Consider the following 25307-nt stretch of genomic DNA (forward strand, 5'->3'; position numbering starts at 1 on the left):
TACCATATTATATATATTTTTTAAAACCCGTGGTGCTAGATAAAATGAGATAAGTATAAAAATAGCCCTTGCATGAAGGATCTCCTTTGAAATGAAAGTGCTACCAAACATTCAAAAGGAGAGTTCACATGCAAGAGCACTTTCATTTTACAACAGACGAAGCGAAAATTCAAAAACAATATGCAGCGATTTTATTCTTTGTATCTGGACAATTGTCTTTAATTCAGATGTATTTACAACGCCGAAATCGCCATTTGTTGAAGCAAGAAGATGAGGTCATCATCGCCGTCCATGTTCTTGGAAAGTTGTTAAGTTTTACATCCGAACGAGCTTGGCACCGATTTGTGATCGGAAACTTATTTTCGAAAGATTTATTTCCTGAACGCTCTCGATATAACCGTCGCTGTCGAGATCTTGGCTTTGCCATCAAATGGATACGACATCAACTAGCCAAACGCGGACAACATCACGCTTATGCAGTAGTGGACAGCTTACCCATTGAACTCTGCCACCACGCACGAATGTATCGTGTCAAACGGTTTCAAGGAATCGCCGATATTGGGTATTGTGCATCCAAAAAGATGGCTTACTATGGGTTGAAGCTTCATCTTCAGATCACCGACCAAGCGCTTCCGATGGGATATGTCGTCACCGAAGCATCCTGCCACGACCGGACAGCTGCATAAACCGTGATGACCCAACTTCCTCATCCGTACGCACTTGGTGATAAAGGATATATGAGCCAAGACTTGCAAAAGAAGCTGTATGATGAATACAAGATCGCTTTTTGGACGCCCGTTCGGAAAAACCAGAAGATCCACCAATCGAAAGCATGGAAACGGTGGATGAAACGAAAGCGCAAAGTCATTGAAACCGTGTTTTCCGTTCTCATTGATCAGTACCGGATCACGGAGATTCGAGCCAACTCTGTTTCTGGATTTGAATCAGCTTTGGATGGCATTTTACTCGCTTATTCACTCGTCATTCTTGGGCTAGTTGAGCGTTAAAGTTCAACTAGCACCACGGGTGGTATATAGTAAAGTAAGAGGTATGGTTTTCTGGGATTTCCCCCTGCTCGATCAGGTGTTCGTAGAACACCGTCACGGGCATGGTGGGATGTTCTTTTCTTAGGGCTAAAATATGATCCTCATCATCGGGCGACAGACGCCTTGAGTGGCCGCGGTCCGAACGGCGCTTTGGCTTTAAGGCGTCAAAGCCCCCTTTTTTGTATCGGGTGCACCAATCGAGGATCGTCTTGGCTGCGATTCGCTTGTCGCCCTGGTGGGGAACATGGTGCACTCGCTCGCTCACCTCTTTCAGATACGTCTTCGGTTCCACCTGCCCATTCACCAACGGAGCGATCAGCCCGTACCGAAACAGAGCGATGTCGTGTCTCATCGATTCATCCATCTGGATCTCCTCCCTGTCTCCCTGTGATGTTGGACCGTCCCGGTCCCCTCTACCCCCTATCTTACGAAACGGCTCGAGATTCGTCGAGAGGAAGGGTTCAGTGATGGACATCGGTCAACGTTCCCGAAAATCCCTTGGTGGTCAAGGCATCGACAATGTGAACGAGATGCTTCAAGACCGGTTTGGAAAGTTGCAGCGTCAACCCCAAAGTGAAGAAAAACTTGTCGATTCCTTGGTGATGTGCTAATCTATTCATGGGACATGAACCTCTTTGTGGGTAGTTGGTAGCACATCTATTCTAACCAAGGAGTCCGGTTCATGTCTCCTTTTTTGTTTGATTGTCAATTTATGTTAGCGAATTTGCTCATCTACAGTATCAATATTTAAAACTAGTGACTTGAATAATTCGACATCCTCTTCCTTGTTTGGATCAAGTTCACACCAAGTGTAATCCAGCAAAGATATGCGAACCGTAGGTTGTAACCCTTTAATCAAAGGTAAAAAATCCCTTAGAGTATCATACCAGGCCCTTTGTTCATCCCTATCATGAGGGTTATTATCCTTAGACATTATCTTTTCACATTGTTCAATCCACTTATTAACGTTAAATCCTGTTTTTAACCCTTTTGGATAATGGGTTAACGATATTTTTCTCGCTTCGGAAAAATGTTGAGATTCATCAAGTTCAACCACAAATCCTGGCTGAGGTATATATAGGTCAGAAGACTTTAGAAATTTGCTCCTAACAAAACTTTCATTACCTCTGTAATTCTTTAATGCATTATAAATAGCCGCTAAGTCTTTATAATAACTCTCATGGATATAATCCTCCAACCGGGCTTTGATCTCCATCTTATGTTCGATCTTGACATTTCCGAAAATAGCTCTAAACATATCGATTATCGTATTTTTACATTCGCTGCATCGATGATTATGCTTGTTCTTCATCCCCCCTTTACTTCTTGCTACATGACAATCTTTATTATCTTTTTCGGATCCGGTCTTAATTTTAGACGGCGCTTTACTTACAATTTTAAACCCCAGTTTCTCTAGGAAGTTATTCGTCTCTACCCCACCACTAAATTCCCAAGGTTGCAGCTCTTTTCCATTTGCATATTTATTTGCTAGGGATAAAACATATTTAGGCGGATACAGTCTATTATTATAGGAAAGTTGGAATTTCGTTGAATTTCTACTCGCTGGTATACCATTTTCATCAATCTCTTTAATTGCCATGAATACATGATCCTTTTTTATATTGTCAGGAATCACTTACCCTTACCTCCCTCTAGACTTGCAACATAAACAGATTTACATTATTCTGTGATCCGATGAATTCAATATTTGTATTAAATGAGAATTAATCGTTCATTTATTACTTCTCCATTTCGAACGAAATACATATACACACTTCCTTGAAGCTCTGCTAAATCTTCCAGATAAGACTCTGGTAATATCATTTCCGGATTATCTGTTAAAATAATGAATCGCGGATTTCCTTGTTCATCCTCGCTCATAAAGTCAACTAGAGATAAAGAAGGATACATTTTTACATGGTTACGACCGTTCGCTTGTTCATAACGTTCGACTGCTTCTTTATAATCAACGGAAAAAAGGCGGTACGATGTTTTGTCGTCAGGTAATAACGTGAACAAAGCAATTTTTTTCGGCGGAATGATATTTATATTTCGTTCCCGTTCGATTTCCTCTAAACGGGCTTGGCGGCGTTCTTCAATGTCCACTAATTTTGCTTTCATCTGATTGATTAGTGCCGAATTCCGATTTGCATCGTTCTCTCGGCGATATTTTTCCAGTCTAAATACCGTTTCTTGATATTGATGATCAAAAGCACGGCGAAGAAACTGTATTTTTTTATTTAATTGCTCTTCATTAGATAAAACTAACTCTTCCCGTTTTTGCATCACTTTGTTGAGAGCGTGTGCAAGCAATGAAGATTCATTTTGTTCAATAGAATGCAATGATACTAGCTCCAATGAATAACCATAGAGCCAGTAGGAATCTATTTCTATGATTTCTCCGTTTTTCCGTCTCGCAAAGTAGACAATATCCTGAAATAATTCTCTCCCTGTGCCATCTGTCAGGCCAATTTCATAGGCTTCTACCATTAGTGCTTCACGAATTGGAATTTTCGCTTCAAAAGATGGCAGCACCAACCCTTCGATTTCCTCTTTCACTAATTGCAATGATACAACAAATAACGGATGGTCATTTTTCATCAAAGCAACTTCTTCATTTGCATATTTCGCTATATCGGTAAAACGGTACGATTCTTCTTTTCCTTTTAAGCTAATATGGTGTTTTCTCGCAAATTCCCGAATAAATTTTGGCATACGATCGATGCGAAAAACATGATTGTTTTGAGAAGGATATACCTTTACACGATGACGACTTAACGTATTGATCGCAAATTGCGCATAAGCGCGCGCAGGGATTTTTTGCACAGCGAGATCATACTGTTCCCTCTTCATTCCTGGTAAATCGATCGTTTCTACTGCAAGACGTTCTTCTTTTGCTATTTTTAATAGCTCCGCATATTCTTCCGCCAACACTTCGTCAATGCTTTTCTTTATATCTTCCAATCGTTCTCTTTGAAGAATCGCTTGCTGCATTAATGTTGGCAAATCTGCCACTTTATCTTCCAGTCGATCACCGATAAAGTCGTATACTAAATCATGACCTAAATCTTTTCGCATCTGTTCCATTTTTGTCATTAACGTCAATAAAACGTCCCCTTCTCGTGTATTGCCAGCCACTAAGTTAAATACAAATACTTCGTTTCTCTGCCCAATGCGATGAATTCTTCCCATTCGTTGCTCAAGCTTATTTGGGTTCCAAGGAATATCATAGTTAATCATTTGATTGCAAAATTGCAAATTAATCGATTCGCCTCCAGCATCCGTTGCCAGCATAATTGGACATTCATGTTTGAATCTTTCCACTTGTTTCCGGCGTTCTTCCATCGAAAATTTTCCAATAATCTTTGCGACTTCCACTCCATGTGCTCGCAGTTTCTTTTCTAAATAATGCAGCGTATCCGTCGACTCGGTGAAAATGAGAATTTTTTCTCCTTTTTGCAACAATCCCTCTGCACCAAATAAAGTCTTTTCTAACTCCATCCATTTACGTTCTACACCATGTTCGCGAAGATAATCTGAGTAAGCTATTAATTTTTTTAGCTCCTCGATTTCTAACTCTAATTCTGCTAGATCAATGGCATCCACACACGTCTCGCTTTTCATTTCGAAAATTTCTTGTTCCTCTAACGTTGCTTCTTCATACTCATCGACAAGTATTTCTTCCGATGGAATCACTTGTTTTTGCTTCGCTTCCTCCAGCAAATTCATCAATCGATGATAACGGCGTTCCAACGACAAATGAATCGCTTCAATAGAAGAACTTAATCGTCTTTGCAAAAGCATCATCGCAAACGCCGTACTATTATTTCCCCGATTGATGGCGCGATTAAAATGTTCTTTGACGTATTGAGTCACCGCCTCATATAGTTTTAATTCTTGTTCTGATAAATGGTATGTAATCGTTTTTGTTGTTCGCTTTGGAAATAAAGGAGTTCCATCAAAATACTTTAAATGTTCTTTCAGTCGGCGAATAATAAACGGATTTGTTTTATCACGCAACGTTTCTTTTATACCGATGGAAGAAAAAATATCAGGGTCAATAAGCCGCATTAAATGGCGAAAATTTTCGACATCTCCTTTATGAGGAGTAGCCGTTAACAATAAACAATGATCGCTATGCCGCAAGATGATTTCTCCAAGTTGATACAATTTGGTACGCTTTGTTTTCTTTTTCTTTACTCCTGATGTATATGCCGCCATTTTATGCGCTTCATCGACAATCACAAGATCAAAATCCGCCTCGATGACAAGATCCCTGACATCATCTCGCGCAGCCCAATAAAGGGACGTAATGACACAGTCATTTTGATAAAATTGATTTTGAATCATCGTACAATTTTTTATTTCTACTACTTCCGGCCATAAAGGTCCTTTGACAATATCCCCAACTTGTATCATATTGCTCCCCCTACGTTTGCTCCATTTCTCCTTTATTATAGCAAAATAAAGCAGCCTTTCTGGGTATATTTGACCAGAAAGGCTTGCTTGATCATTCAATACTATACAACTTCAACTCAAATTCCTCTTCGGCATACAGCTCTGTGGTACGTCCTGATACGTCCTCTAAGCGTAAAACACATATTTCTCCCATTCGATACCGGTCTTCTAAAAGATGAAACACCACTTCTATTTGCCGTTCTGAAACTTCTCCAGTGGAATCAAAAGTAATCGTTACCTCATTCGAAATTCGCTCGTTATTGCGGTAAAACGCTGCCCGCAACGTTCGTGGTTGCCGCTCAGGTGAGACTTTTTCTTCTTGGAAAAACGGAACGATAAATCGGTAACTCGTAATCACTTTTTGAATCGAAGCAACCCGTACGTTTACCCGTTCCGCTTCAGATTTACGTCCTTTTCCTTTTATTTGCCGGTATTCGATTAACGGAATAATGCTTTCTTGCGGCATTGCACCGCCATGAACAAACCGCAATCCGCCACCGGCAGTAAAGCGATTGAGCCCCTTCGCAATTACCGCTTCACAATCTATTCCTAAATAATCAAGAGACACTTTGATCGCGCCAGCAGGGACCGTCAAGTTTTTCCCTATCGCAAAACGGCGATTCCCGTCATAAATCTCGCCTTTTAAACTTTCTGTCTTCTGAAATTGCTCGATTTGGGAAGTTTGATATAAAAAGCCGTGATCACTTGTTAAAAATATACGTACAGCTTCATACGTACCTGTTAATTTGCGAACGGCTGCTTTTAACCGTTCTAACGCATTTTCGACTGCTTCATACGTATATGCTTCCGTTTTACTCGAGTCGCCAATCGCGTCAATGGCATCATGATACAAATAGACAACGCGCTTGCCGCGAATATATTCTTGTCCTTCGTCTTTAGTTAATTGAATGAAGTCTTCCATTTTTAAAGCAATAGAATCCACTTCATACATTTGCAAAATGTTATTCCGGTTTTGCAAGCCTTTCGTAGAAAGATCATTCACATAAATCGTGCCATCTTCTTTTATTCCCGTAATCTTTCCTGGAAGCAATGCTGCCATTCCTAATTGCGTATAAGTAGGAAGCGTTGCCTGCATCGGAATCATTTTCACTTCTGTATTTAAACGCTGCTGAAACTCTTCTAACAATTCCATTCCTATTTCATAACGAAGCGCATCGGAAATAATGACAAAAATACGCTCCCGCGTCGCCTCTAACAACGGCCGTATAAAATGTTGATAAAAATTTCTTTGCTGCATGACACTTGGAATGTTCCATTGTTTGCTGAGTCTTGTTTCCAACAAATGATCTGTATATGCCGCTAACGTCATTAAATATTTATTCTCATACCAAAATGTTACTCTTTCTATTAATTGTTCGTAACGCTCCAAATTCGTTCCTTTTCTATACAGAAGATAAATATGGCGATAAAGTTGGTCGATACGGTAATACTTTTCTGTATACAACGAGAACCATTCTTGTTCGTTTTTCGGCGCATCATCTCGTTCAAAAATGATTTTCCATTCATAAAAATCAAGTATTTTCTCCAACAATTCATACTCTTGTGCAAAATGCGCTTGATACCAATAACCTTTCCTTCGTTCCGCCAAAATACTTTTCCATTCATTCACAAGAACCGTTTCATTTAATAATAATTCATGCAAAGCATCAAGCACTTTTTGTTCGATAATCGGGAACGTAAAACAACGAATGAACGCTTCATATGTATGCGTTTCTACTAATTGCGGCACATTCCACTTTTGTTCCAGTTCCAACAAAATCGTTTCTAATCCTTCACGTTCGTCCGATTTCAACCAATCATCAATAAATACTTTACAAATATTTGGAACGCTACAAGGATAATGAACTTGTAATACCCCTTCATCGATATGAGAAACGGCATGCTGGTAAACAATTGTTTCGATAATATGAGATAGACGGTGTTCTTCTTTCGGTGAGACGCCAAAATAATCTTCGATTAACTCGAAAAACAGATTTACATCTAAATATTTGCTCATTTGCATTAGTGCTTCATTATTATCCGACATTCCACCTTTTTTTGCGACGACGCTTTTCAATAACTCCTGTGGATGGATACTTTTCGCATCACATAATACAGCCATCATCGTTTGCTTCACATCATTTGCATTTGGGTTATTTGGAAGCAGTTTTTTAAATTTGGCAACTCGTTGCTTGTTTTTAAAAAACGCCCAATGCTCCTCTATAAACGGTCGAATCGCTAAATGATCAATGCGAAGCTCTTTCATCATAATCGCGATTTCATCTGCTTGAAATTCTCCATATTTGCCGCTGTAAAGAAGGATATCTAATAAAAAGTTATCCTCATCTTTCGGTTTGGCAAATGGAGCGTATATTAAATACGAACTTTCCGTGTCCTCGAGTTCCAACAATACTTTTGTTTGGAACGCATTGTGATCGTTTAATTTCCAAACTTTGATTCCCTTTTCATTCAACGCTTGTTCTATTTCTGCTAAATCGCGCTCCTCACTTTGCGCATCATACCAAAAAACAATTGCACGATCCGCGCCAATATTTTCCGTAAGCTGTTTTTCGAATAGTTGCAGTAACTCTTGAACAATATCCATACTTTACACCAACTCTCAATGTATTTCTTTTCCCTATTTTAAAGAAAGACAATCTAATAACAAGTGAAAAAAATGGATAGGGGACTTCCCCCTATCCATTTTGCAGCGGTTATCTTATTTTCGCAAGGATCGTTTTTAATTTCTCGTAGTTCACAACCACTCCATCATCTAAATCTAAAGCAATGCGTTGGTTGGCAAGTTCCGCTAATTTTTTATCGAATTCAACGAGCTCTTCTTGCTGGGTTCTAATTTGTTTCAATTGCTTCTCATAACGCTTCTTCATCGCAGAAGATAAATCCGGATTGATAAGGTCTTGCTCGAGGCGTTTTTGCTCTTGACGAAGTTTTTCTTGTAAGTTTTGTACATACGTAAAGCGTATTGTTGCTAGTGTTTCTGGCGTGTAACGGTGTAAGTAAAATAACGCACGGAAACCTTTTTTCGAACCAGACTCAACCATCCAATAAATCGGACGTTTTTGGTAAATTTTACAATGATCATCATAAAACTCATCAAAGAAATAACGACGCAACCGCTCTGTCGGCGTTTCGTTGTTTTTCATCGTTAATGACTCTGCTAGCCAACGAAGATTTTCCGCTAATGTCTCTTCACCGAACATGATAATTAATAGCTCTTGCAAGCGGCTGATGACATCATCTTCAAAATAAGCCGTTTCTGTCAATGGAATGATGCCATCTTTATCAGGCTGGAATGTTTTATACTTCGAAGCGTCCCACTCACCACCTGCATACGCAAGGCCTTCGACATCTAACGAATAACGCCCCATCATTAAACCAACGCAGTAAGACAAGAACGACTTCGCATCACGAACGCGATCCGCACGGCGAACGGTTACTTCTTCATCCGGCACTTCTGGTGTTAGTTCATCCTGTAAACCGTACAATTCAATAAAAATACGATTCAATTCTTCTTCATTTTTTTTCAGTTGCTGGAACTGCTTTTCCACATGGTCTGCCCAGTTGGCATAGCATTCCTCTAACGTCTTCGCTTCCCCGCGATAGGTGAGGAATGGATGTTTCTTAAAGTCCCAAGATGTTTCAAATGAATCCCAATCAATTTTTGAAATATGAATCAGCTCTTTAACCTTTTTATTAAATTGAACATTGCCAATAAGGCTTTCATAATTTGGGAGCGGCAATCTCACTACATCAGCAATTTGTAAATTAATTGTTGGGTTTAATATCTTTAATAGTATTTGAGCTGGTTTGGAATTCATACACGCCAATATAAATAATCTCTTATCCTCTTCAGCAAAAACTCCAGGGCCACCAGAATCATATAAAAATCCTTCTGGAATCCATCTCATACTAAAGGGTCCACTAGTTATATATGAAAATCCTATAGAAGGTTTAAAGTAATAACTCATATTTACAATTGTTCTTGTAAATGATTTATTTATTGTTTTGGCAAATTCTATAACTTCTTGACCGGAATTTTCCCAATTTATTAGGTATTCATTAAAGCCATACCATTTTCTATATCCTCCGCCCTTACTATATGGAAACCATTTTGCTTTTGATTCTCGTGCTTCTTCGTGACTCTTAGCATGTTTGTAAACTTTTGTAATTGAAACTTCTGGCCAAAATCGAAGAAATCTTTTGTTATCTGATGTTGTCATTCCCCTTTTTACTTCAGCAAATTCCCCTAGTGGTTGTCCATTTTTAAAAATCTTTAAAACGTTACTGCTTACCCAATACGCAATCGGCGAACCTGGGATGTCATTAAAATGATGTGTCCCAACAATTGTAAATCTATCATTTCTTACTGGAAATTCTTTTGGAATCCCATTTTCCAAATCCTCTAAACTTACATATTGGTATACACCTTTCATACCATAAATGTTTTTCCTAAAAACCGTTGCAGCAGTGCCAAACGCTATTCCCATTACCATATTTGCCATATGAACCATAGTTTGAATAGAATAACTGTTTATCAAATGTTTACGATATTTTTCGAAAGAAGATAGAAACATCCAAGATTGCATTGTTACAGAGACATGGTAATCTTTTGTTAAAGATTCCATTCGTTCCATAAATACAGCAAATAAGTCAGACTTTGTATCTTTATAGTGTTTTTTCAAATAATTACTTAAATCTGTATTCATCCCTTTTGCCCCCATATACGGAGGGTTTGTCACTACCACACCGTACTGGGATGCTAACAATTTAGCTTGTTTTATTAGTTGTTTAATCTTGTCTAGTTGCTCATACACTTCAAATGTTTCAAGTGTATGCTCCCCTGATTGCTGCAACTGTTCAATTTTCCGTAAGTATTTATCAAAATCCACTTTTTCCGGTTGCAAAATGGAACCATAGTTTTTCGCATCGATAAATGTTTGTAATAATCCTTTGATTTCTGCTACTTCTGTTTCGTTTTCACCAATTAATTCTGCTGCTTGATCGATGAGAATATCATTTGATTCTTGAATTGAAATGACGTTCAATACAGGCGGATGGCGGAATACTTTTTTCGTTTTTTCCCGCGCTTTCATCATTAACGCAAACGCCGCCAACTGTGCTGCACGGTCATCAATATCGATTCCATATAAGTTTTTCTCTAAAATGAGAAACGGAATTTCTCGAGCTGGATAACCACGTTCTTCGTAAATTTTGTATAACAAGTCAAACGCATACACAAGAATATGTCCCGATCCACAAGCAGGGTCTAAGACGGTGATATCCTCTGGTGAAAGATTTGAGTTACGTAGTTCTTCTAATTTCGCTTGTACCTCTGGTTCTTGTTCTGCCGGCTCTACATAATATTTCATTTCCGCTTTTAAGTTGGATTCCGGATGCGACTCGAGCCACATATGACCAAGTGAGTTTTCCACCATATAGCGGACAATCCAATGCGGTGTAAACAGCTGTGTTGCGGCTGGGATGTTTTCTTTCGTGATCTTTTTGTTTTTCTTTAACCCTGCAAATACTTCATCTTTTTTCTCTGAAATATAATATTGATACAACCAACCAATGACTTCTACATGTTCGAAGTTTTCGTCTCCAAGTTCTTTGCCTAATTTGTTAATCAACGAATCCGCATGCAACAACGACTCAGGCAATAGTAGTTCTGTATAGTCTGCTATCTTTTCAAAAAGAAAGTCCATAATTTGATGCAACTCATTACATTGAGCAATTAATAGTTTCCGATACGCTTCTTCACGCTTTCCTTGTTGTAAAAGAGATGCAATCTCCTCTTTATCGACTGGCAAGTCCGCATATTGGTAATCGGTTAAAATATCCGGATCCACTTTTCCCTTCGTTTCGCTGGATAAAACGCGAATTTTTGATGGCAAATAGTTATGCACTTCCATATAGCGAATCGCGATTAAGCGGTTAAACCATGTGTACGCGACTTCTTCAATCACTTGGTCATAGCCTTTTGTTTCAATTTCTTTTAACAGTTTTTGTAGACCGTTTTTATAAGATAACGGCAGTTTTTTGCCGTTAATTTCAACATAATCAGCACCTGTTACAAGCACAGGAGAGCCTTCGGGAGTAATCCCAAAGGCTTGTGCTCGTAAGGCGATTTGATTGCGTAGTTCGTTGCGTGCATAAACAGCAAATTCTTTTAATGCTCGTTTGTTCATTGTCTCCTGACTCCTTCTACTTCTTAATGACGACAACTTTTCCATTCTGAATTTCTTTTAGCAGTTCCTGTTTCATTTTTTCTAATAAACGATCCACGTCATCTTCAGTACGAATTTCGACTTGACCGGACGGTATCATGACTTGGATGAATCGTGAGATTGGCACTTCCACTTGACGATCATCGCCGTCACTCGTTTCCGACTGATATTGTACATACAGTTCATACACTTTTTCTTCCAAACGACGCAAATCGTTTGTCGCCATTTGTGTGTAGGAGTAGACACGGGAAATGCTGTCCATATCTTTCAGCTGCTCTATACGGGCTTGCAGCTCTTCTAATTCATGTTGAACCATTGTTTTGATCTCTTCGATGCTGTACCGCTCTTTCAACTCTTCCATCTTGCGGCGAATTTCTTCCATTTGTTCGAGCTGAGCGCCCAGTTCTTTCTTTACAAAATTCGTAAGTTCTGTTCTTAATTTCTCGTTTAAGATTGGTAGATTAGGAATTTCTCGATAAGGATGATCCATTGTCAAGATGGAAACAATTTGATTTTTAATTTTTTGTACTTCTGTTTGATTTTTTGCGATATCCAGATCATCCGCACGCTCTTTTAATAGACGGACGCTTTCGTCAAAATAGCGAATGGCGGTTTTTTTATAGAATGCAGATAAAGTTTGTATATTCTCTAACCATTCCTCCAAGTCTTCATCTAACTCAATGAATTCCTCAACGAGATTCTCGCTCTTGGAATAAGACAACAATTCCTCGATGCTATTCTTTAATTTCGCGAGCTGAATGCCGCCTGGATATGGATATTGCGGATCTTCATATTCTTTTATTTTCAGCATCTCTGTTATTGGTTCTAAGAAATGTTTTTGCATTTGCACGCGAATGTTCTTTGCAATTTCATCATACGTTTCGCCAACATCGTAGAAGTTAAATAACTCCCGCATCATTTCTACGACGATTTTACGTTTGTGGCTTGGAATGGCGATTTGCGCCTCAATCATTACTTTTTCGCGTTCAGACGCTTTTGTAATCCGAGAAATAAACTGTGGATGACTCGTATCAAAACTTTCTCCTAAATACGTTAATTTTATTTTTCCATCATGCATTAAAGCAGCTACTAATCCGGCAATATCGTTTTCGCTCCAGCCGTAAGGCGCGCTTTTAAATTTTTCTACAAGCAATTTCATCGTCACCATTTGCCGATTGCGGCTTTGTTCAAGGAAACGAAACACCGTGTCATACGCAAGATGGTTGGCAAACGTTCCATCTAATTTCGCTGGAAGACCTTTTGTGGCCCATTCATAAATCGTATCGTTCGCGTTTTTGACAGGAACCGGCTCTTCCATATAGCTTAAGTAGCTGTACGTATTACGGACAAGAATTTCAAAAGCGCTTTGCAGCTGATTTTCTAAACTGCCGTTAAAACGGTATTCTTGTCCTTGCACATAGTAAGTCGCATGCACCGCCGCTTCGGCTAGCGCTTCTTTTGCTTTCTTTTCAAATTCGGTGATTTGCTGGCGTTTTTCATCCAGTATTTTACGTTGTCTTTCCGTCAAGCTCGTGGAAATTTTTTTATTTGCATAGGATCGGATTTTCAACGCGTATTCCATCGGTTCAAAAAACTTTTCGGTAAATTCTTGTGGAATATGCATGACTAAAATGCCTGAGTTTGCCTCGGCCCGCGCTTGTTCTTCCGTGACATCTCCCGTGTATACTTGAAGGGTTAGTTCATTCGTTCGCCCACCGCGAGTGTACGTATCAAATATTTTATTGAATTCAAAGTCATGTGTTTTTTGATAACGATATGACTTCATTTGCACGATATCTTCGAAAAATATTTTGCCCAACTCATCAATGACGTTCGCTTCGTTAATATGTTCGTGTTCAATCTCGCGATTCATCTCTTGTTCGTCATCGCTTAAGAACACGAACGTTTTATCCGCATTTTCCGCAATTAACATGTTTCGGCGAAGACGGTTTAACGAACGGCGAACTTCTTTTTCTAAATCATTTTTTATGCAGTCTACACTGTCGACAAGCAAAGTGGTAATATTTTCTACCGTTGCTTTAATCTGCTCGATCCCCTTGATCATAAATAACACTTTTAACACTTCAACGTCAAACTCTGTGATGCCTTCGCGTTTCGCTGCCGATGCGATCGTCGCCGAAACAGAGGTGCTTAAAAATCGTTTAACCGTTTCATAAAATTGGGAAAAACGGGCCAATTGGTTTGTATCTTGGTCTTTTAATTGCAACGCAACTTCCTGGAAGGCGTTTAATAAGGAGCGTTCTCCGTGCGCTAAATGAGCCCCCGCCTCCCCTTGGCGGCGTACTTTATCAAAAACCCGTTGCAACAATTCGACTTGATATGGGACGAACGGATAAATCGCCGCATATTCTTCTTCATTTTTGAATCCGCTTTGAAGCACGCACGTATCTTTTTCAAACGTTAGCGTATTGTTTAAACTTTGTCCGATTTGTTCGAATTCAACTTTTAAATGATCGGCAGCTGCCGGCCATTTTTCTAATAGACGGCGTTTAATGACTTCGTCCGTATTAGAGCTCGTTAAGTGAATACGTGTCGCGAAACGGCCTTGAATTTTAGAAAAATTGTCAGCGCCTTTAATTTTTGTTACGGCATCGATTTGTTCTTGAGAAGTAACAATCACCCACACTTTTCCTTGGCAATAGTTACCCAAATCTTCGACAACGGTTTGTAGATTTAACATAAGGTTCGGATCATCGCCAATATACTGGCCGATTTCGTCGACAAGGAATGTAAGGCGGTAGTTGTCTCCTTTCTCTTTGACGTGTTTGGCCACGATTTTGGCAAATTCCTCTGAGCTGATTTCAAACGTTTTCTTAGCCGCGTCCAAGAAGCCTGCCGACGTTTCTTCGTCATATCCTAATCTAGCTAACGCCTGAATGAACGGTTTGCGTTTTAATAAAATCCGCGCCCGTTCTTCCTTCCACGGTTTCCCTTCTATTTCTTCAAAATGTCTTACGAATTCCTCGTATACTCCTTCGTCCGCCAATTGCCGCTCGATATGGGCAATCCAAAGCGTTGGAGAGTATCCTAGATATTCGTTAAATACTTTTAAAAATACTTCTACAATAGTTGCTTTTTCTTTTTTACCGCCCGCTGATTTGGAATCAACGTTAAATAAAATCGCATGGCTATCAAACGTAGCGGAGCGCTGCATCATTTCTAATAATTTTTGGTCATCTGTTTTTTCTGCAAAGAAATCAACCGCTCGTTTGCCATATACGGTTTCGTTGTTAAGCAAATAAGATAAGATTTTTAGAAAATGGGATTTACCTGAACCAAAAAAGCCGGAAATCCATACCCCTATTTTTGTCGTCGGATGGTCAAAACTATAAGTGTAGTTTTCAAAGAAATACTTCATATTTTCGCTGATTTCTTTCGTCATGACATATTCTTCTAATTCGCTGTGAACCACTTTTTCGTCGTATTGTCCCGCTTGCACTACCCCATTAATTTCGCGGTCAATCGGCTTTTTAAACAGTTCCTGAATAGTAAATGTGTTTTGTAACACTGCGAACCCTCCTCTGTCCATTAGATAGAAAATGCCCGATAATATCCGTTGGATTCGAAACGATTAAATAGGCTCAGGCCTTGCCCTGTATATGTTCCTGGATAAAAAATAACGATTGGCACGTTGGTTACTTTCGGATGCAATTGATTTAGCAATTCATGAGCCCGTACTAATGGAAATACACTCCCAACACCGGTGATAAAAATGATTTGTGCTTGTTCTGCCGCTTCGGCAATTTTATCTACGAGCTCCTCTTCTTCGATCGTTGGCCGCAAAGCGTCAAACAAAGCTTCCGTTCCTTGTTCTTCCTCAAATTGTTTTAACCCTTCTAATCCAATATCGTCAAATAGTTCAATAACCATTTTCAATAAATTGAGCACTTTAATGTTTAAATGAGTTCGATTCATAAAATATCGGATCGATTGACGGACAATTAACTCATGTTCCGGTTCGTAATCAAAAATGAAATACGGTACTTCATTTCCTAATCCTCTCATCTGCAAAAATTCATCTTTTTGAATCTCTTCAAAAAAACGATCTAATTTTTTTTGAATCTCCACCGTAAACCTCCTATATTATTCGTTCAATGTTAAGATGAGTAAATCACGATAGTTTGGATTTCGTTCGACGTAATCACGCAACTCTCTGCTTAATGGAATCGGTTTAATTTCGTATTCGTTTCCATTTTTCTTAAGCAATTCGGCATCTACTATTATTTTTAACATCACTTGCTTTAGTTTATATTTTGTTTTATCGGTCCAGTTTCTCACTTGTTCATATTGCTGTTCCTTTTCTTCAAAAAACGTGCGAATATTTCCTTCTGTTACCGTTGACTTAAACTTTTTCATATTATAATGAATCACTTCCAAAACAAAATCACGAGGAAACGTAAAACGCTTTAAAAATGCATATAGTAGGAGCGCGTTTTGGTCGGAACGTGCTCCATGTATTAGAAAAAACTTTAGCTGCTGATCAAGGACTTCGGCTCGTCGATAAACGCGAGGAAATAGGTCTTTTATTGCCGCCTCGCTGCGACAATGAAGTAAATTTTCTTCAAAAACTTTTTTCTTTATTTCCTCTTTCGATAATCCTTGTAGTTGTAAATGAACAATGGTTTTCATTTCATTTCTATAAAGGTGTTCCGCTGTAAACCCTCCGGAATATTTCTTCAACACTACATCCCAACCTTTACGATTTTTCGTCTAATTGTTTTCGCATTTCCGCCCAGCGGCGCCAAACTTTCAACCAAGCATGGAAATCGTAATATCGTTCGCGGTCATCTTCAAACGCTTCTTCAACAAACTCTTCTTCTTCGTCATCAAATAAACGAATCATATCTTCCTTTTTCACACGTTTTACCGCTTCCACTTGTGGTTCCACATACGGATCGTTTATATCCGTAATTAACCAGTCGGCAAATGATTTTCGTGGTTTTGGCGGCGCGCTAGGGTCTCGCTCTTCCAATAGTGGCGATATATTTCCACGGTAAAATAGATGTAAGTCGTGATGAGCGCGAGTAATAGACATATACAACATCTTAGCATGTTGCGTTTCATCTTTAAATGTCTCGTCACTTACATCTTCGATAATCACCGCATCAAACTCAAGGCCTTTGACTAAATAGGAAGGAATAATAACAATTTTCTCTTTCAGCGCTTGGTGTCCTTCTGTAATCACTTCCATTTGCGTAATTTGACGTCTCATTAACTGGTCATACGTATCAATGGCTCCTTGTTTAGACGCTGTTAAAATCGCAATTTTTTTATAACCTTTTTCTTCAAATAATCGTATCGAATTTACTATTTCATCATAAAGCTCACCGATGCTTTCGACTTTCTTAATCGTAGGAACGTCCCCTGGACGGTTTACAGGAATGACAAGCGGAAAATCATAATTGCTATTTAATAACACCCTGTTGGCCAAATCCATAATTTGTTTTGTCGAGCGGTAGCTTGTCTGCAAGTGAAGTCTTTTAAACTCTTTTTCTTTAAAAACATACGATTCTATTTCTCCCCAACGGTCAAGTCCATAGAAAGAAAAGATTCCTTGCGCAATATCGCCTAATATCGTCATCGATTTCGCATAATCTTTCATAATCGCAAGTTGAAACGGGCTATAATCTTGCGCTTCATCAATAACAATGTGTTCGTACTGCAGTTTTTTTCCATTGATTTTCGCATCTAACTCACATTTCGCACCCTCCCGACGAAAATCGGGAGGATTTTTTCATCCCGATGTCGAATAGGTCCTTGGTACACAAGGAAAGCAAAGGAGTTTCCACACCATGGACGTTCGAATTCATGCTATTTATGCGAAGGATTCTGCAAGGATTAGGGATGGACGAGAGTATGTACGTCTGATGAAATAAGGAACCACTAGCGATGGTAAAAAAAGGATACGATCGCTAGTGGTGTTGGTTTAAAAATTTTTCTAAAAAATGAATAAAAAATCCTCTCGCTCCCCTCTACTATGGTGCGAAATATGAGATGTACACAGATGTGAGAGAATCTTCGGAACATCGACCCTGTAGCTTGGCTGTCTTGTGTCAAAAGCTGACGAAGCCCTGCAACGAATGTTTGAAGAACGCTACAATTAACGAAATATTGTAAATAAACAAATGAGCAAAGAAAGGGGATTTCCTCTGTCCACACAGGGGACTGAATATTCAGTCTCCTGTGTGGAGGAAACAGCCCCCCCTCTGTTCTAAATCCATTTCAGAGATACCCTATCTATCTTACATTACACAAAATTCTTGACGGTACCGAAAAAGGAGTGAGTTTATTTTTGTCTTTTTAACATTTCAAATACTTGATATAAACAAATAGCAATTAAAAAGATACCAAATATCATAGAATATAATTTATGTTCTTTCTGAAAAAAAATTTTATATATTCCTAAAGGAAAAACAATTAATAATGCAGCTATTAAGCTAAGATCAAATTTACTAAAATCAAATTTACGCATAAAATTAGTTGCCCTCCTGTTATTAACAACCTTAAGTTTATTTTTGATGAAAAAATACTTTTTTTCAACAAAAAAATGCCACATGAAAATATTTACAAAAATCAAAAAATGATATAATTTAATATAAAAAGTAAATAATAAATATTTTTAGAAGAGGTGATCTTATGAATCTAAAATCAATAGGTAATGAGCTTAGACACATAGGTCAAGAGTTTAAACAAGGTTGGAAAGACGAGATGAACATCGTTAAAAAATCGGCTAAACAAGCGTTTGAAGATACCTATGGATTAAGTGCAGCTATTGGAACAGGATATGGAATAAATGAAGCTAGAGTTTCTGGAAAGCCAATTTCCGGAGCTGTAAAAGGGGCTATAAAAGGTTCTGCTGTTGAGTTTTTAGTTCGTTTCACTATCAATTTAGTAGATAATCAACTTAAATATAATCATGGAGTCAAAAAGTAATCGTATTTTTTCATTATCCATATATCCTGCTTGGCACCAAAGAATGTGTTAAGCAGGATAGTTGAGCAACACCCAAACTTGACGTTTGCTTCGTAAGTAGGTACATAGACAGCACTTATGTTTCTCCAGAGAAAAGTGCCATCGAGCCCGTTGCTTCCTCAGGAGGTATCTATGGTGAAAATTTTTTATTCTAATTATCCATGATGTAAAAATAATAGATGAGGATAAAAACGTACAACCATTAAGAAAAAACATTGATGATAACAAATGGGAACTAGATGGCATTAATACATCATTAAAATATCAATTTACCTGAATCCGTGATAAAGACGCGTTCAAAGCTGCCAAGAAAACTGGATCAATCAACAAAATATTGCACTCGGGGTTCTTCACCTAATAGGTGAACATTCGAAATGGAGTCGAAGTCTCGACACGATTGGGTTTCCCAGCATTTTTGATGCACTTCTGTCACGGATTCAGGTTTTTTTCATGCTGGCAAACACTCTCACTCTATTATAGAGGTGAACATTTATGAAACAACAAATTATTTTTAATCGAAATTTTGCTTTTATATGGTCAGCTTCCTTATTATCAGGGATAGGAGACTCAATTATGTCTATAGCTGTACTATGGGGAGTTTATTCGTTTACCCAGTCACCGATTGCACTAGGAATAGTAACCTTGGCACAACTTTTACCAATCATAATCTTTTCGTTTTATTCGGGAGTCTTAGCAGATACATATAGTACAAAAAAAATAATGATATACTCTGATATAGCACGATTTTTATTATTACTATTTTTGATTATTTTTTGGTCTTTCGGGTTCAATAGTAAGCTAATTTTACTTTACATAACTGTGTTTTTTTTATCTGTTTTCTCTTCTTTTTTTGATCCAAGTTTTCAAACGACTATCAAACAAATTGTTAGGAAGGAAGATCTTATCAATGCAAATAGTTGGTTTCAATTTTCTAGAAATTTCTCAAGATTATTTGGACTAATGTTGGGTGGAATCTTGGTAGAAACCTTAGGTATAGTAAATTCATTTATAATTAACGCCTTGTCTTTTTTAATATCTGCAATATTACTATTTCTTTCGGAAATTCCATACGAAAAACAAGCTCTTGTTTCAAAAAAAATTTCTCACCATTTTATAGATTCTTTGAAATATTTAAAAACTGCTCCGAATACCCTAAAACAATCGCTTTGGTATATTATTATTATTAATTTTTCAGTGGCGCCATTAAGTATAATAATGACGATACTTGCTGATAAAACTGAGTATGATTCTCTTGGTTTAGGAGTATTTAATACAGCTCTTGCGATCGGTTCAATTTTGGGTGCTTTTTTTGCTCCTAAGTTGAAAAAAAAATCCAAAGATTCATCTATAATATTTTATTACATCACTTTTTATTGCACATTTGTTTTTTTGGCCACTTGCTTCAAAAACCTGTTCTTAGGGTCTTTATTCTTTTTTCTCTCGGGAGTCTTTTCTAGTGTGACATTAATTTTTGTCAATACAATAATGCAAAGAGATACTGATATAAAATTTATAGGAAAAATAAGTAGCTTTAGATCAATGGCTCTAAGGATTCCTCCTCCTATAATTGCTTTGGTATACGGTTGGGTTGTTTTGAAATTAGGTTTAATAATATCTACACTATTTATTCAATTAATTACATTATCACTTTGTTTTATTATTAAAATAAAGTATAAGGAAAGAAGTGATGAAAAGTGTATAGTGAGCCAGTCTTCCTCGATAAAATAGTTAAATATTTAGATAATAAATTTTTTGAAAAAAAAGCTAATGCTTACGAAGGAATTTTTGATTTGAAAGTAGTACACCATTTTAAGAATGAGTATTTAAATAGTGAGGGGTTAATAAAAGAAAAAAATAAAGGATTATATTACTTTGCATTTGAAGAATACGTGGATCAAAAGGTGCGACCTTTTGATGATTCTATAAAAAATTCTTTAGAGTTAAAACGTTTTCCAGTATCAGATAAAGAAATACTTTCTTTAAAAGAGTTAGAAGCAATACTTCCTAGTTCGAAAGTAAACCATAAAGAACGTGTTGCAAAACGCATAACAAATGCATAAATGCACATAAAAATCCACCACCTTGGAAATCATATACAGTGACCAAAAAAACAACTCTCCAAGGGGTGGACACTATTATGATTTCCAATTGGAAAACACAAACCGAATCGGGAAATCTTTCATGACATTCACCTACTTGATGAAAAGTCGTTAACGTCGTTTTCCCTTATCGTATCCATGGTTTGCGACTATTGTAAAGATGTTTTGTCACGGATTCAGGTACTCATCTACAGTTCCTAAAATAAAGGCGGCAGCTGGAGCGAAGGAGGGGGATTGCCAATGACTGAAAAATTTGATTGTATCGTCGTTGGTGCAGGTCCGGCTGGTACGGCTTGTGCGTATGAACTAGCAAAAGGAGGGGTAAACGTACTATTGCTTGAGCGTGGCGAATACCCAGGCGCGAAAAACGTCATGGGCGGTGTATTGTACCGCAAAATGATGGAAGATATTATTCCAGAGTTTTATAAAGAAGCACCGCTCGAACGCCCAATTGTCGAGCAGCGATTTATGATGATGGATAAAGAATCGGCTGTGACGTTCAGCTATAAAGGAATTGGAGTGGGGGCGTGAGCCGTATAACAACTTTACCGTATTGCGGGCGAAGTTTGACCAATGGTTTGCGGAAAAAGCAGTGGAACAAGGGGCGCTTCTCGTTTGTGAGACCGTAGCGGTCGAATGTATCGTCGAAAACGGGCGCGTCGTTGGCGTTCGGACGGATCGGCCAGATGGCGATATTTATGCCGATGTCGTCGTATTAGCGGACGGCGTCAACTCCCTTTTAGCAAAACAGCTCGGCTTCCATCGTGAATGGCGGCCAGATGAAGTCGCTTTAGCGACGATGGAAATTTTAAAGCTAGATAAAACCGTCATTGAAGACCGCTTTAATCTCGAGCCAAACCAAGGCTGTACGATCGAGATTTTTGGCGATGCGACGAAAGGAATTGTTGGTACGGGCTTTTTATATACGAATAAAGACACGCTTAGCATTGGTGTCGGAACGCTGTTATCTGGGCTGATTAAGCATAAAATGAAACCGTATGATTTGCTTGAATACGTGAAAAATCACCCGATGATTCGTCCGTACATTCAAGGAAGCGAGCCGGTCGAATATTTGGCGCATTTAATTCCAGAAGGCGGCTATCATTCGATTCCGAAAGTTGCGGGCAACGGGGTGCTCGTCGTCGGCGACGCTGCACAGCTTGTCAACGCGATTCATCGCGAAGGATCGAATATGGCGATGACATCTGGCCGACTAGCAGCGGAAACGATCATCATGGCGAAGGCGCAAAACGACTTTTCCGAAAGCATGCTTGACCAGTACCGGATGAAGTTGATGGAAAGCTTTATCGGGCAAGATTTGAAAAAATATAAAGACGCGACGCATCATTTTGAGCGATTCCCGCAATATTTTGAGCAATATATCCCGATGATGAACCGCGCCGCAAGCCAAATGTTTACGGTCGACGGCGCATCAAAATGGGAAAAACAGAAAAAAATTTGGCGTGACCTCGGCTCGACGAAACAGAAGTTTAAGCTGGCGCGCGATATGATGAAAGCATGGAAGGTGATGAAATGATGAAGGCGCAAACGATCGAAGAAAAGCAATATTTAGTCCGCTTTAACGCGGATACGAAATCGCATCTTCACGTGCTTGACCCGAATATTTGTTTAACGAAATGTCCGGATAAAATTTGTACGATTTTTTGCCCAGCGTCTGTCTATAAATGGGAAGAAGTTCGGATGCACGTCGGCTATGAAGGGTGTCATGAGTGCGGCAGCTGTCGCATCGGCTGTCCGTATGAAAACATTCAATGGGAATATCCACGCGGCGGCTACGGCATCGTCTTCCGTCTGGGGTGATCGCCATGTTTCACATCGGAGACTGCGTCGTCTATACGGATGGAACGAGAGGAATTGTGTTAGAAGTGACTGCCGATCGTTGCCACGTCTTATGGGAAGACTACTTCGTCAGCTGGGAGAAAAAAGAACTGTTAAAAGTCGATGAAGAGCTAACAAAAAAACAAACAATTCGCGTTTCTTCTCATGTGAGCCACCCTTTATCGTAGGGTGGTTTTTTGTTTCTTTATATACAATTTATTCTAAAAAAGGGGTTGACGTATAATTTTTTTTTTTTATGATTATTTTACGAACTATACAAGTTGCCATTTTGCTTTACATCCTGTCGATCACTTGCCGTGTTGTATTTATAGTCGACTTGTATAGAGAGAACAGAGGAAACGAAAAATCAGAAATTTTTATTGCAATTTCATTTGCAAAAAAGGGGGGGAATAATGCGAAAAGCTATATTGTTTACGATAATAAGCGCGTGTTTTTATTTTTGTTTATATTTCGTAACATTGTGGGGCATTAATCACTATGAATCTCTAAAAACGTTCAATATCATTTCAATTTTTCCTATTATCCTTACTACGGTACTTGCTTTTTTATTGGGAATTATTATAAAGATAAATTTTACAAACGACATATCTGATAGAAATTTGTTAGCTGTCATACTAGTTGTTGGTCTTATCGTGTATTTAGCAGTTATATCTGTTGAGTATATGAGATGAAGATTTTTGTAAAAACGCTCATGAGAAGATTTCGTTCCCCATCTAAGCATGAAAGTAGTCTCATGTGGATTCATTATTTTTAGATAAATGTGGTCTCATAACAAAATCATTTTTCATACAAAAGGAGATGCCTGAATCCGTGACAGAAGTGCATCAAAAATGCTGGGAAACCCAATCGTGTCGAGACTTCGACTCCATTTCGAATGTTCACCTATTAGGTGAAGAACCCCGAGTGCAATATTTTGTTGATTGATCCAGTTTTCTTGGCAGCTTTGAACGCGTCTTTATCACGGATTCAGGAAAATGAATAAAAAATCCTCTCGCTCCCCTCTACTATGGTGCGAAATATGAGATGTACACAGATGTGAGAGAATCTTCGGAACATCGACCCTGTAGCTTGGCTGTCTTGAGTCAAAAGCTGACGAAGCCCTGCTAACACAAAAGCCTTCCGAGCGGCGTGGCGGTTTCATCCATGGGCGCTCCCATTGTACACACTTGCTTGTGGACATGCGGCCGTTTCGAAGGCACCTTTGAGTCACTGGAACGGTGTTGCTGGCACAGACCCGCTTCTGTTTCATCCACAAAAAATCGCCTCTTCCCCGCCGATTCGCTGGAAAAGAGGCGATGTCTTCCTACGACTGGCTGCTGTCTCTCGCTTTTAAGGTGACGGACACGGTCGTCTCAAACCCGTCGCGGTAGACGGTCACGTTAATCCGGTCGCCGACCGCTGTTTTCGTATACAAATATTTGCGCAACGCGCTGACGCTGTCGATTTTCTCCCCGTTGATCGCCGTGATGACGTCTTTCGATTTCAATCCGGCCTCGGCGGCTGGGGAGAACGGTTCGACGGACGTGATGGCCGCCCCGCTTGTGATGTTCGACGGCAACTTCAATTCATTCGTGCGGACGTCATCGGACAGATCCGCCACATCGACAAGCTGGACGCCGAGGTACGGGCGTTTGATTTTCCCGTCTTTCATCAGCTGCTCGACGATCGGTTTGACGTTCTCGCTCGGGATAGCAAAGCCGAGCCCTTCAACGCCCGTTTCGGCGATTTTCATGCTGTTGATGCCGATCACTTGCCCCGCGCTGTTGATGAGCGCGCCGCCGCTGTTGCCCGGGTTGATCGCGGCGTCCGTTTGGATGACGTCGATTTCCCAATCCCCCGCTGACGTCGAGACGGGCATCGTCCGCTTGCCGCTGACGATCCCTTCCGTCACCGTCCGCGACAAATCAAGCCCGAGCGGGTTGCCGATCGCCGCGACAGGCTCGCCGATTTCCACCTTCGACGAGTCGCCGAAGCTCGCCACTTTCGTCACTCCTTCAGCGGGGATTTTCAAGACGGCGAGGTCGGTGAGTGCATCCGCACCGACGATCTGGGCTTTCACTTTTTTCCCGTTCGCGAGCGCCACTTCGACTTTGTTCGCCCCTTCAATGACATGGTTGTTCGTCACAATGTAGGCCGCATCGCCTTCTTTTTTAAAGATGACGCCCGACCCCGTCCCCGCTTCCGTATCTTGCGCTTGTTCGGAGAAAAAGTCGACTTGCTTTTGAATGTTGACGACGCCAACCACTGCATCCGCCACTTTATTAATGGCGGTGATCATGTTCGTGTTGACGTTCGCCGTCGGCTGCAATGGCAGCGCCTCGCTTTTTGCGGTCGTTTCCGCTGTTTTCGTTTGGGAATTCGTTTCTCCGTGCATCCATTTCGGCGCCACATACCACGTCGCCGCACTCCCAATCACCGCCCCTGCGACGGAAGCGGCAAGCCACGATACGAAGCGGCCGCGGCGTTTCGGTTCTGGCGTTGGGGTTGGTTCAAATGGCATCATGTCCATGGGTCATCTCCTCCTTCATGATTCCTAATCGCATATGCGGCATTTTTGCGCGAATAGCCCCCAAGCAGTGAAAAGGCGGGCGAAATACGACGAT

The 25307-nt window shown here is 39.6% G+C and carries 15 protein-coding genes and 4 pseudogenes; 7 read left to right on the plus strand and 12 right to left on the minus strand.

The window, feature by feature from the left end; all coding sequences use genetic code 11:
* The first annotated feature begins 128 nt into the window (after nt 1-128).
* A pseudogene (locus B9L19_RS16560) lies at nt 129-1007 on the plus strand (IS982 family transposase).
* A 22-nt stretch (nt 1008-1029) separates the two neighbouring features.
* Here the strand turns inward: B9L19_RS16560 and B9L19_RS16565 are convergent.
* The 11 genes and pseudogenes from B9L19_RS16565 to B9L19_RS16615 form a co-directional block, all read right to left on the minus strand.
* Nucleotides 1030-1410, minus strand: a pseudogene (locus tag B9L19_RS16565) (helix-turn-helix domain-containing protein); the annotation flags it as partial.
* 100 nt (nt 1411-1510) lie between these two features.
* Nucleotides 1511-1666 (minus strand): annotated as a pseudogene (locus tag B9L19_RS16570) (IS701 family transposase); the annotation flags it as partial.
* Between the two features lie 95 nt (nt 1667-1761).
* Nucleotides 1762-2682 (minus strand): ScoMcrA-related endonuclease, encoded by a 921-nt coding sequence (locus tag B9L19_RS16575; RefSeq protein WP_089113987.1) that lies wholly within the window; start codon nt 2680-2682, stop codon nt 1762-1764.
* Between the two features lie 77 nt (nt 2683-2759).
* A complete protein-coding gene (locus B9L19_RS16580; protein WP_241772001.1) occupies nt 2760-5564 on the minus strand; it encodes a helicase-related protein in 2805 nt (934 codons plus the stop codon).
* On the minus strand, nt 5557-8109 hold the full coding sequence (pglZ, locus tag B9L19_RS16585) for a BREX-1 system phosphatase PglZ type A (RefSeq protein ID WP_089113988.1): 2553 nt from the start codon (nt 8107-8109) through the stop codon (nt 5557-5559). Before pglZ ends, B9L19_RS16580 begins: the two co-directional genes overlap by 8 nt.
* 109 nt (nt 8110-8218) lie before the next feature.
* Nucleotides 8219-11713, minus strand: coding sequence for a BREX-1 system adenine-specific DNA-methyltransferase PglX (pglX, locus tag B9L19_RS16590; RefSeq protein ID WP_047753294.1), 3495 nt, complete (start codon nt 11711-11713; stop codon nt 8219-8221).
* A 16-nt stretch (nt 11714-11729) separates the two neighbouring features.
* Nucleotides 11730-15281, minus strand: coding sequence for a BREX system P-loop protein BrxC (gene brxC / locus B9L19_RS16595; RefSeq protein ID WP_047753295.1), 3552 nt, complete (start codon nt 15279-15281; stop codon nt 11730-11732).
* Nucleotides 15282-15301: 20 nt separating this feature from the next.
* Nucleotides 15302-15841, minus strand: coding sequence for a DUF1788 domain-containing protein (locus B9L19_RS16600; protein ID WP_047753296.1), 540 nt, complete (start codon nt 15839-15841; stop codon nt 15302-15304).
* A gap of 15 nt (nt 15842-15856) precedes the next feature.
* Nucleotides 15857-16456, minus strand: coding sequence for a DUF1819 family protein (locus tag B9L19_RS16605; protein WP_047753297.1), 600 nt, complete (start codon nt 16454-16456; stop codon nt 15857-15859).
* Nucleotides 16457-16469: 13 nt separating this feature from the next.
* Complete coding sequence (locus B9L19_RS16610; protein ID WP_341864967.1) at nt 16470-17453, minus strand: 3'-5' exonuclease; 984 nt, start codon at nt 17451-17453, stop codon at nt 16470-16472.
* A gap of 606 nt (nt 17454-18059) precedes the next feature.
* Nucleotides 18060-18245, minus strand: coding sequence for a hypothetical protein (locus tag B9L19_RS16615; RefSeq protein WP_047753599.1), 186 nt, complete (start codon nt 18243-18245; stop codon nt 18060-18062).
* Nucleotides 18246-18409: 164 nt separating this feature from the next.
* Here B9L19_RS16615 and B9L19_RS16620 point away from each other — a divergent pair, with 164 nt between their 5' ends.
* From B9L19_RS16620 to B9L19_RS16645, 6 genes and pseudogenes are all read left to right on the plus strand, one after another.
* Nucleotides 18410-18706 (plus strand): hypothetical protein, encoded by a 297-nt coding sequence (locus tag B9L19_RS16620; protein WP_025950577.1) that lies wholly within the window; start codon nt 18410-18412, stop codon nt 18704-18706.
* Between the two features lie 531 nt (nt 18707-19237).
* Nucleotides 19238-20473, plus strand: coding sequence for an MFS transporter (locus tag B9L19_RS16625; RefSeq protein ID WP_089113989.1), 1236 nt, complete (start codon nt 19238-19240; stop codon nt 20471-20473).
* Nucleotides 20440-20805 carry a hypothetical protein gene (locus B9L19_RS16630; protein ID WP_089113990.1) on the plus strand — a complete coding sequence of 122 codons (366 nt, stop codon included), beginning with the start codon at nt 20440-20442 and terminating at the stop codon, nt 20803-20805. The genes B9L19_RS16625 and B9L19_RS16630 overlap by 34 nt, the downstream gene beginning before the upstream one ends.
* Before the next feature lie 279 nt (nt 20806-21084).
* A pseudogene (locus B9L19_RS16635) lies at nt 21085-22381 on the plus strand (FAD-dependent oxidoreductase).
* Nucleotides 22363-22665 carry a ferredoxin family protein gene (locus tag B9L19_RS16640; RefSeq protein ID WP_025948820.1) on the plus strand — a complete coding sequence of 101 codons (303 nt, stop codon included), beginning with the start codon at nt 22363-22365 and terminating at the stop codon, nt 22663-22665. Before B9L19_RS16635 ends, B9L19_RS16640 begins: the two are co-directional and overlap by 19 nt.
* A gap of 5 nt (nt 22666-22670) precedes the next feature.
* Nucleotides 22671-22871, plus strand: coding sequence for a hypothetical protein (locus B9L19_RS16645; RefSeq protein ID WP_025948821.1), 201 nt, complete (start codon nt 22671-22673; stop codon nt 22869-22871).
* A 1136-nt stretch (nt 22872-24007) separates the two neighbouring features.
* Here B9L19_RS16645 and B9L19_RS16655 read toward each other — a convergent pair.
* On the minus strand, nt 24008-25213 hold the full coding sequence (locus B9L19_RS16655) for a S1C family serine protease (RefSeq protein ID WP_089113991.1): 1206 nt from the start codon (nt 25211-25213) through the stop codon (nt 24008-24010).
* Nucleotides 25214-25307: the final 94 nt, after the last annotated feature.

This window comes from Geobacillus thermocatenulatus (assembly GCF_002217655.1).
GTDB classification, from domain to species: domain Bacteria; phylum Bacillota; class Bacilli; order Bacillales; family Anoxybacillaceae; genus Geobacillus; species Geobacillus thermocatenulatus.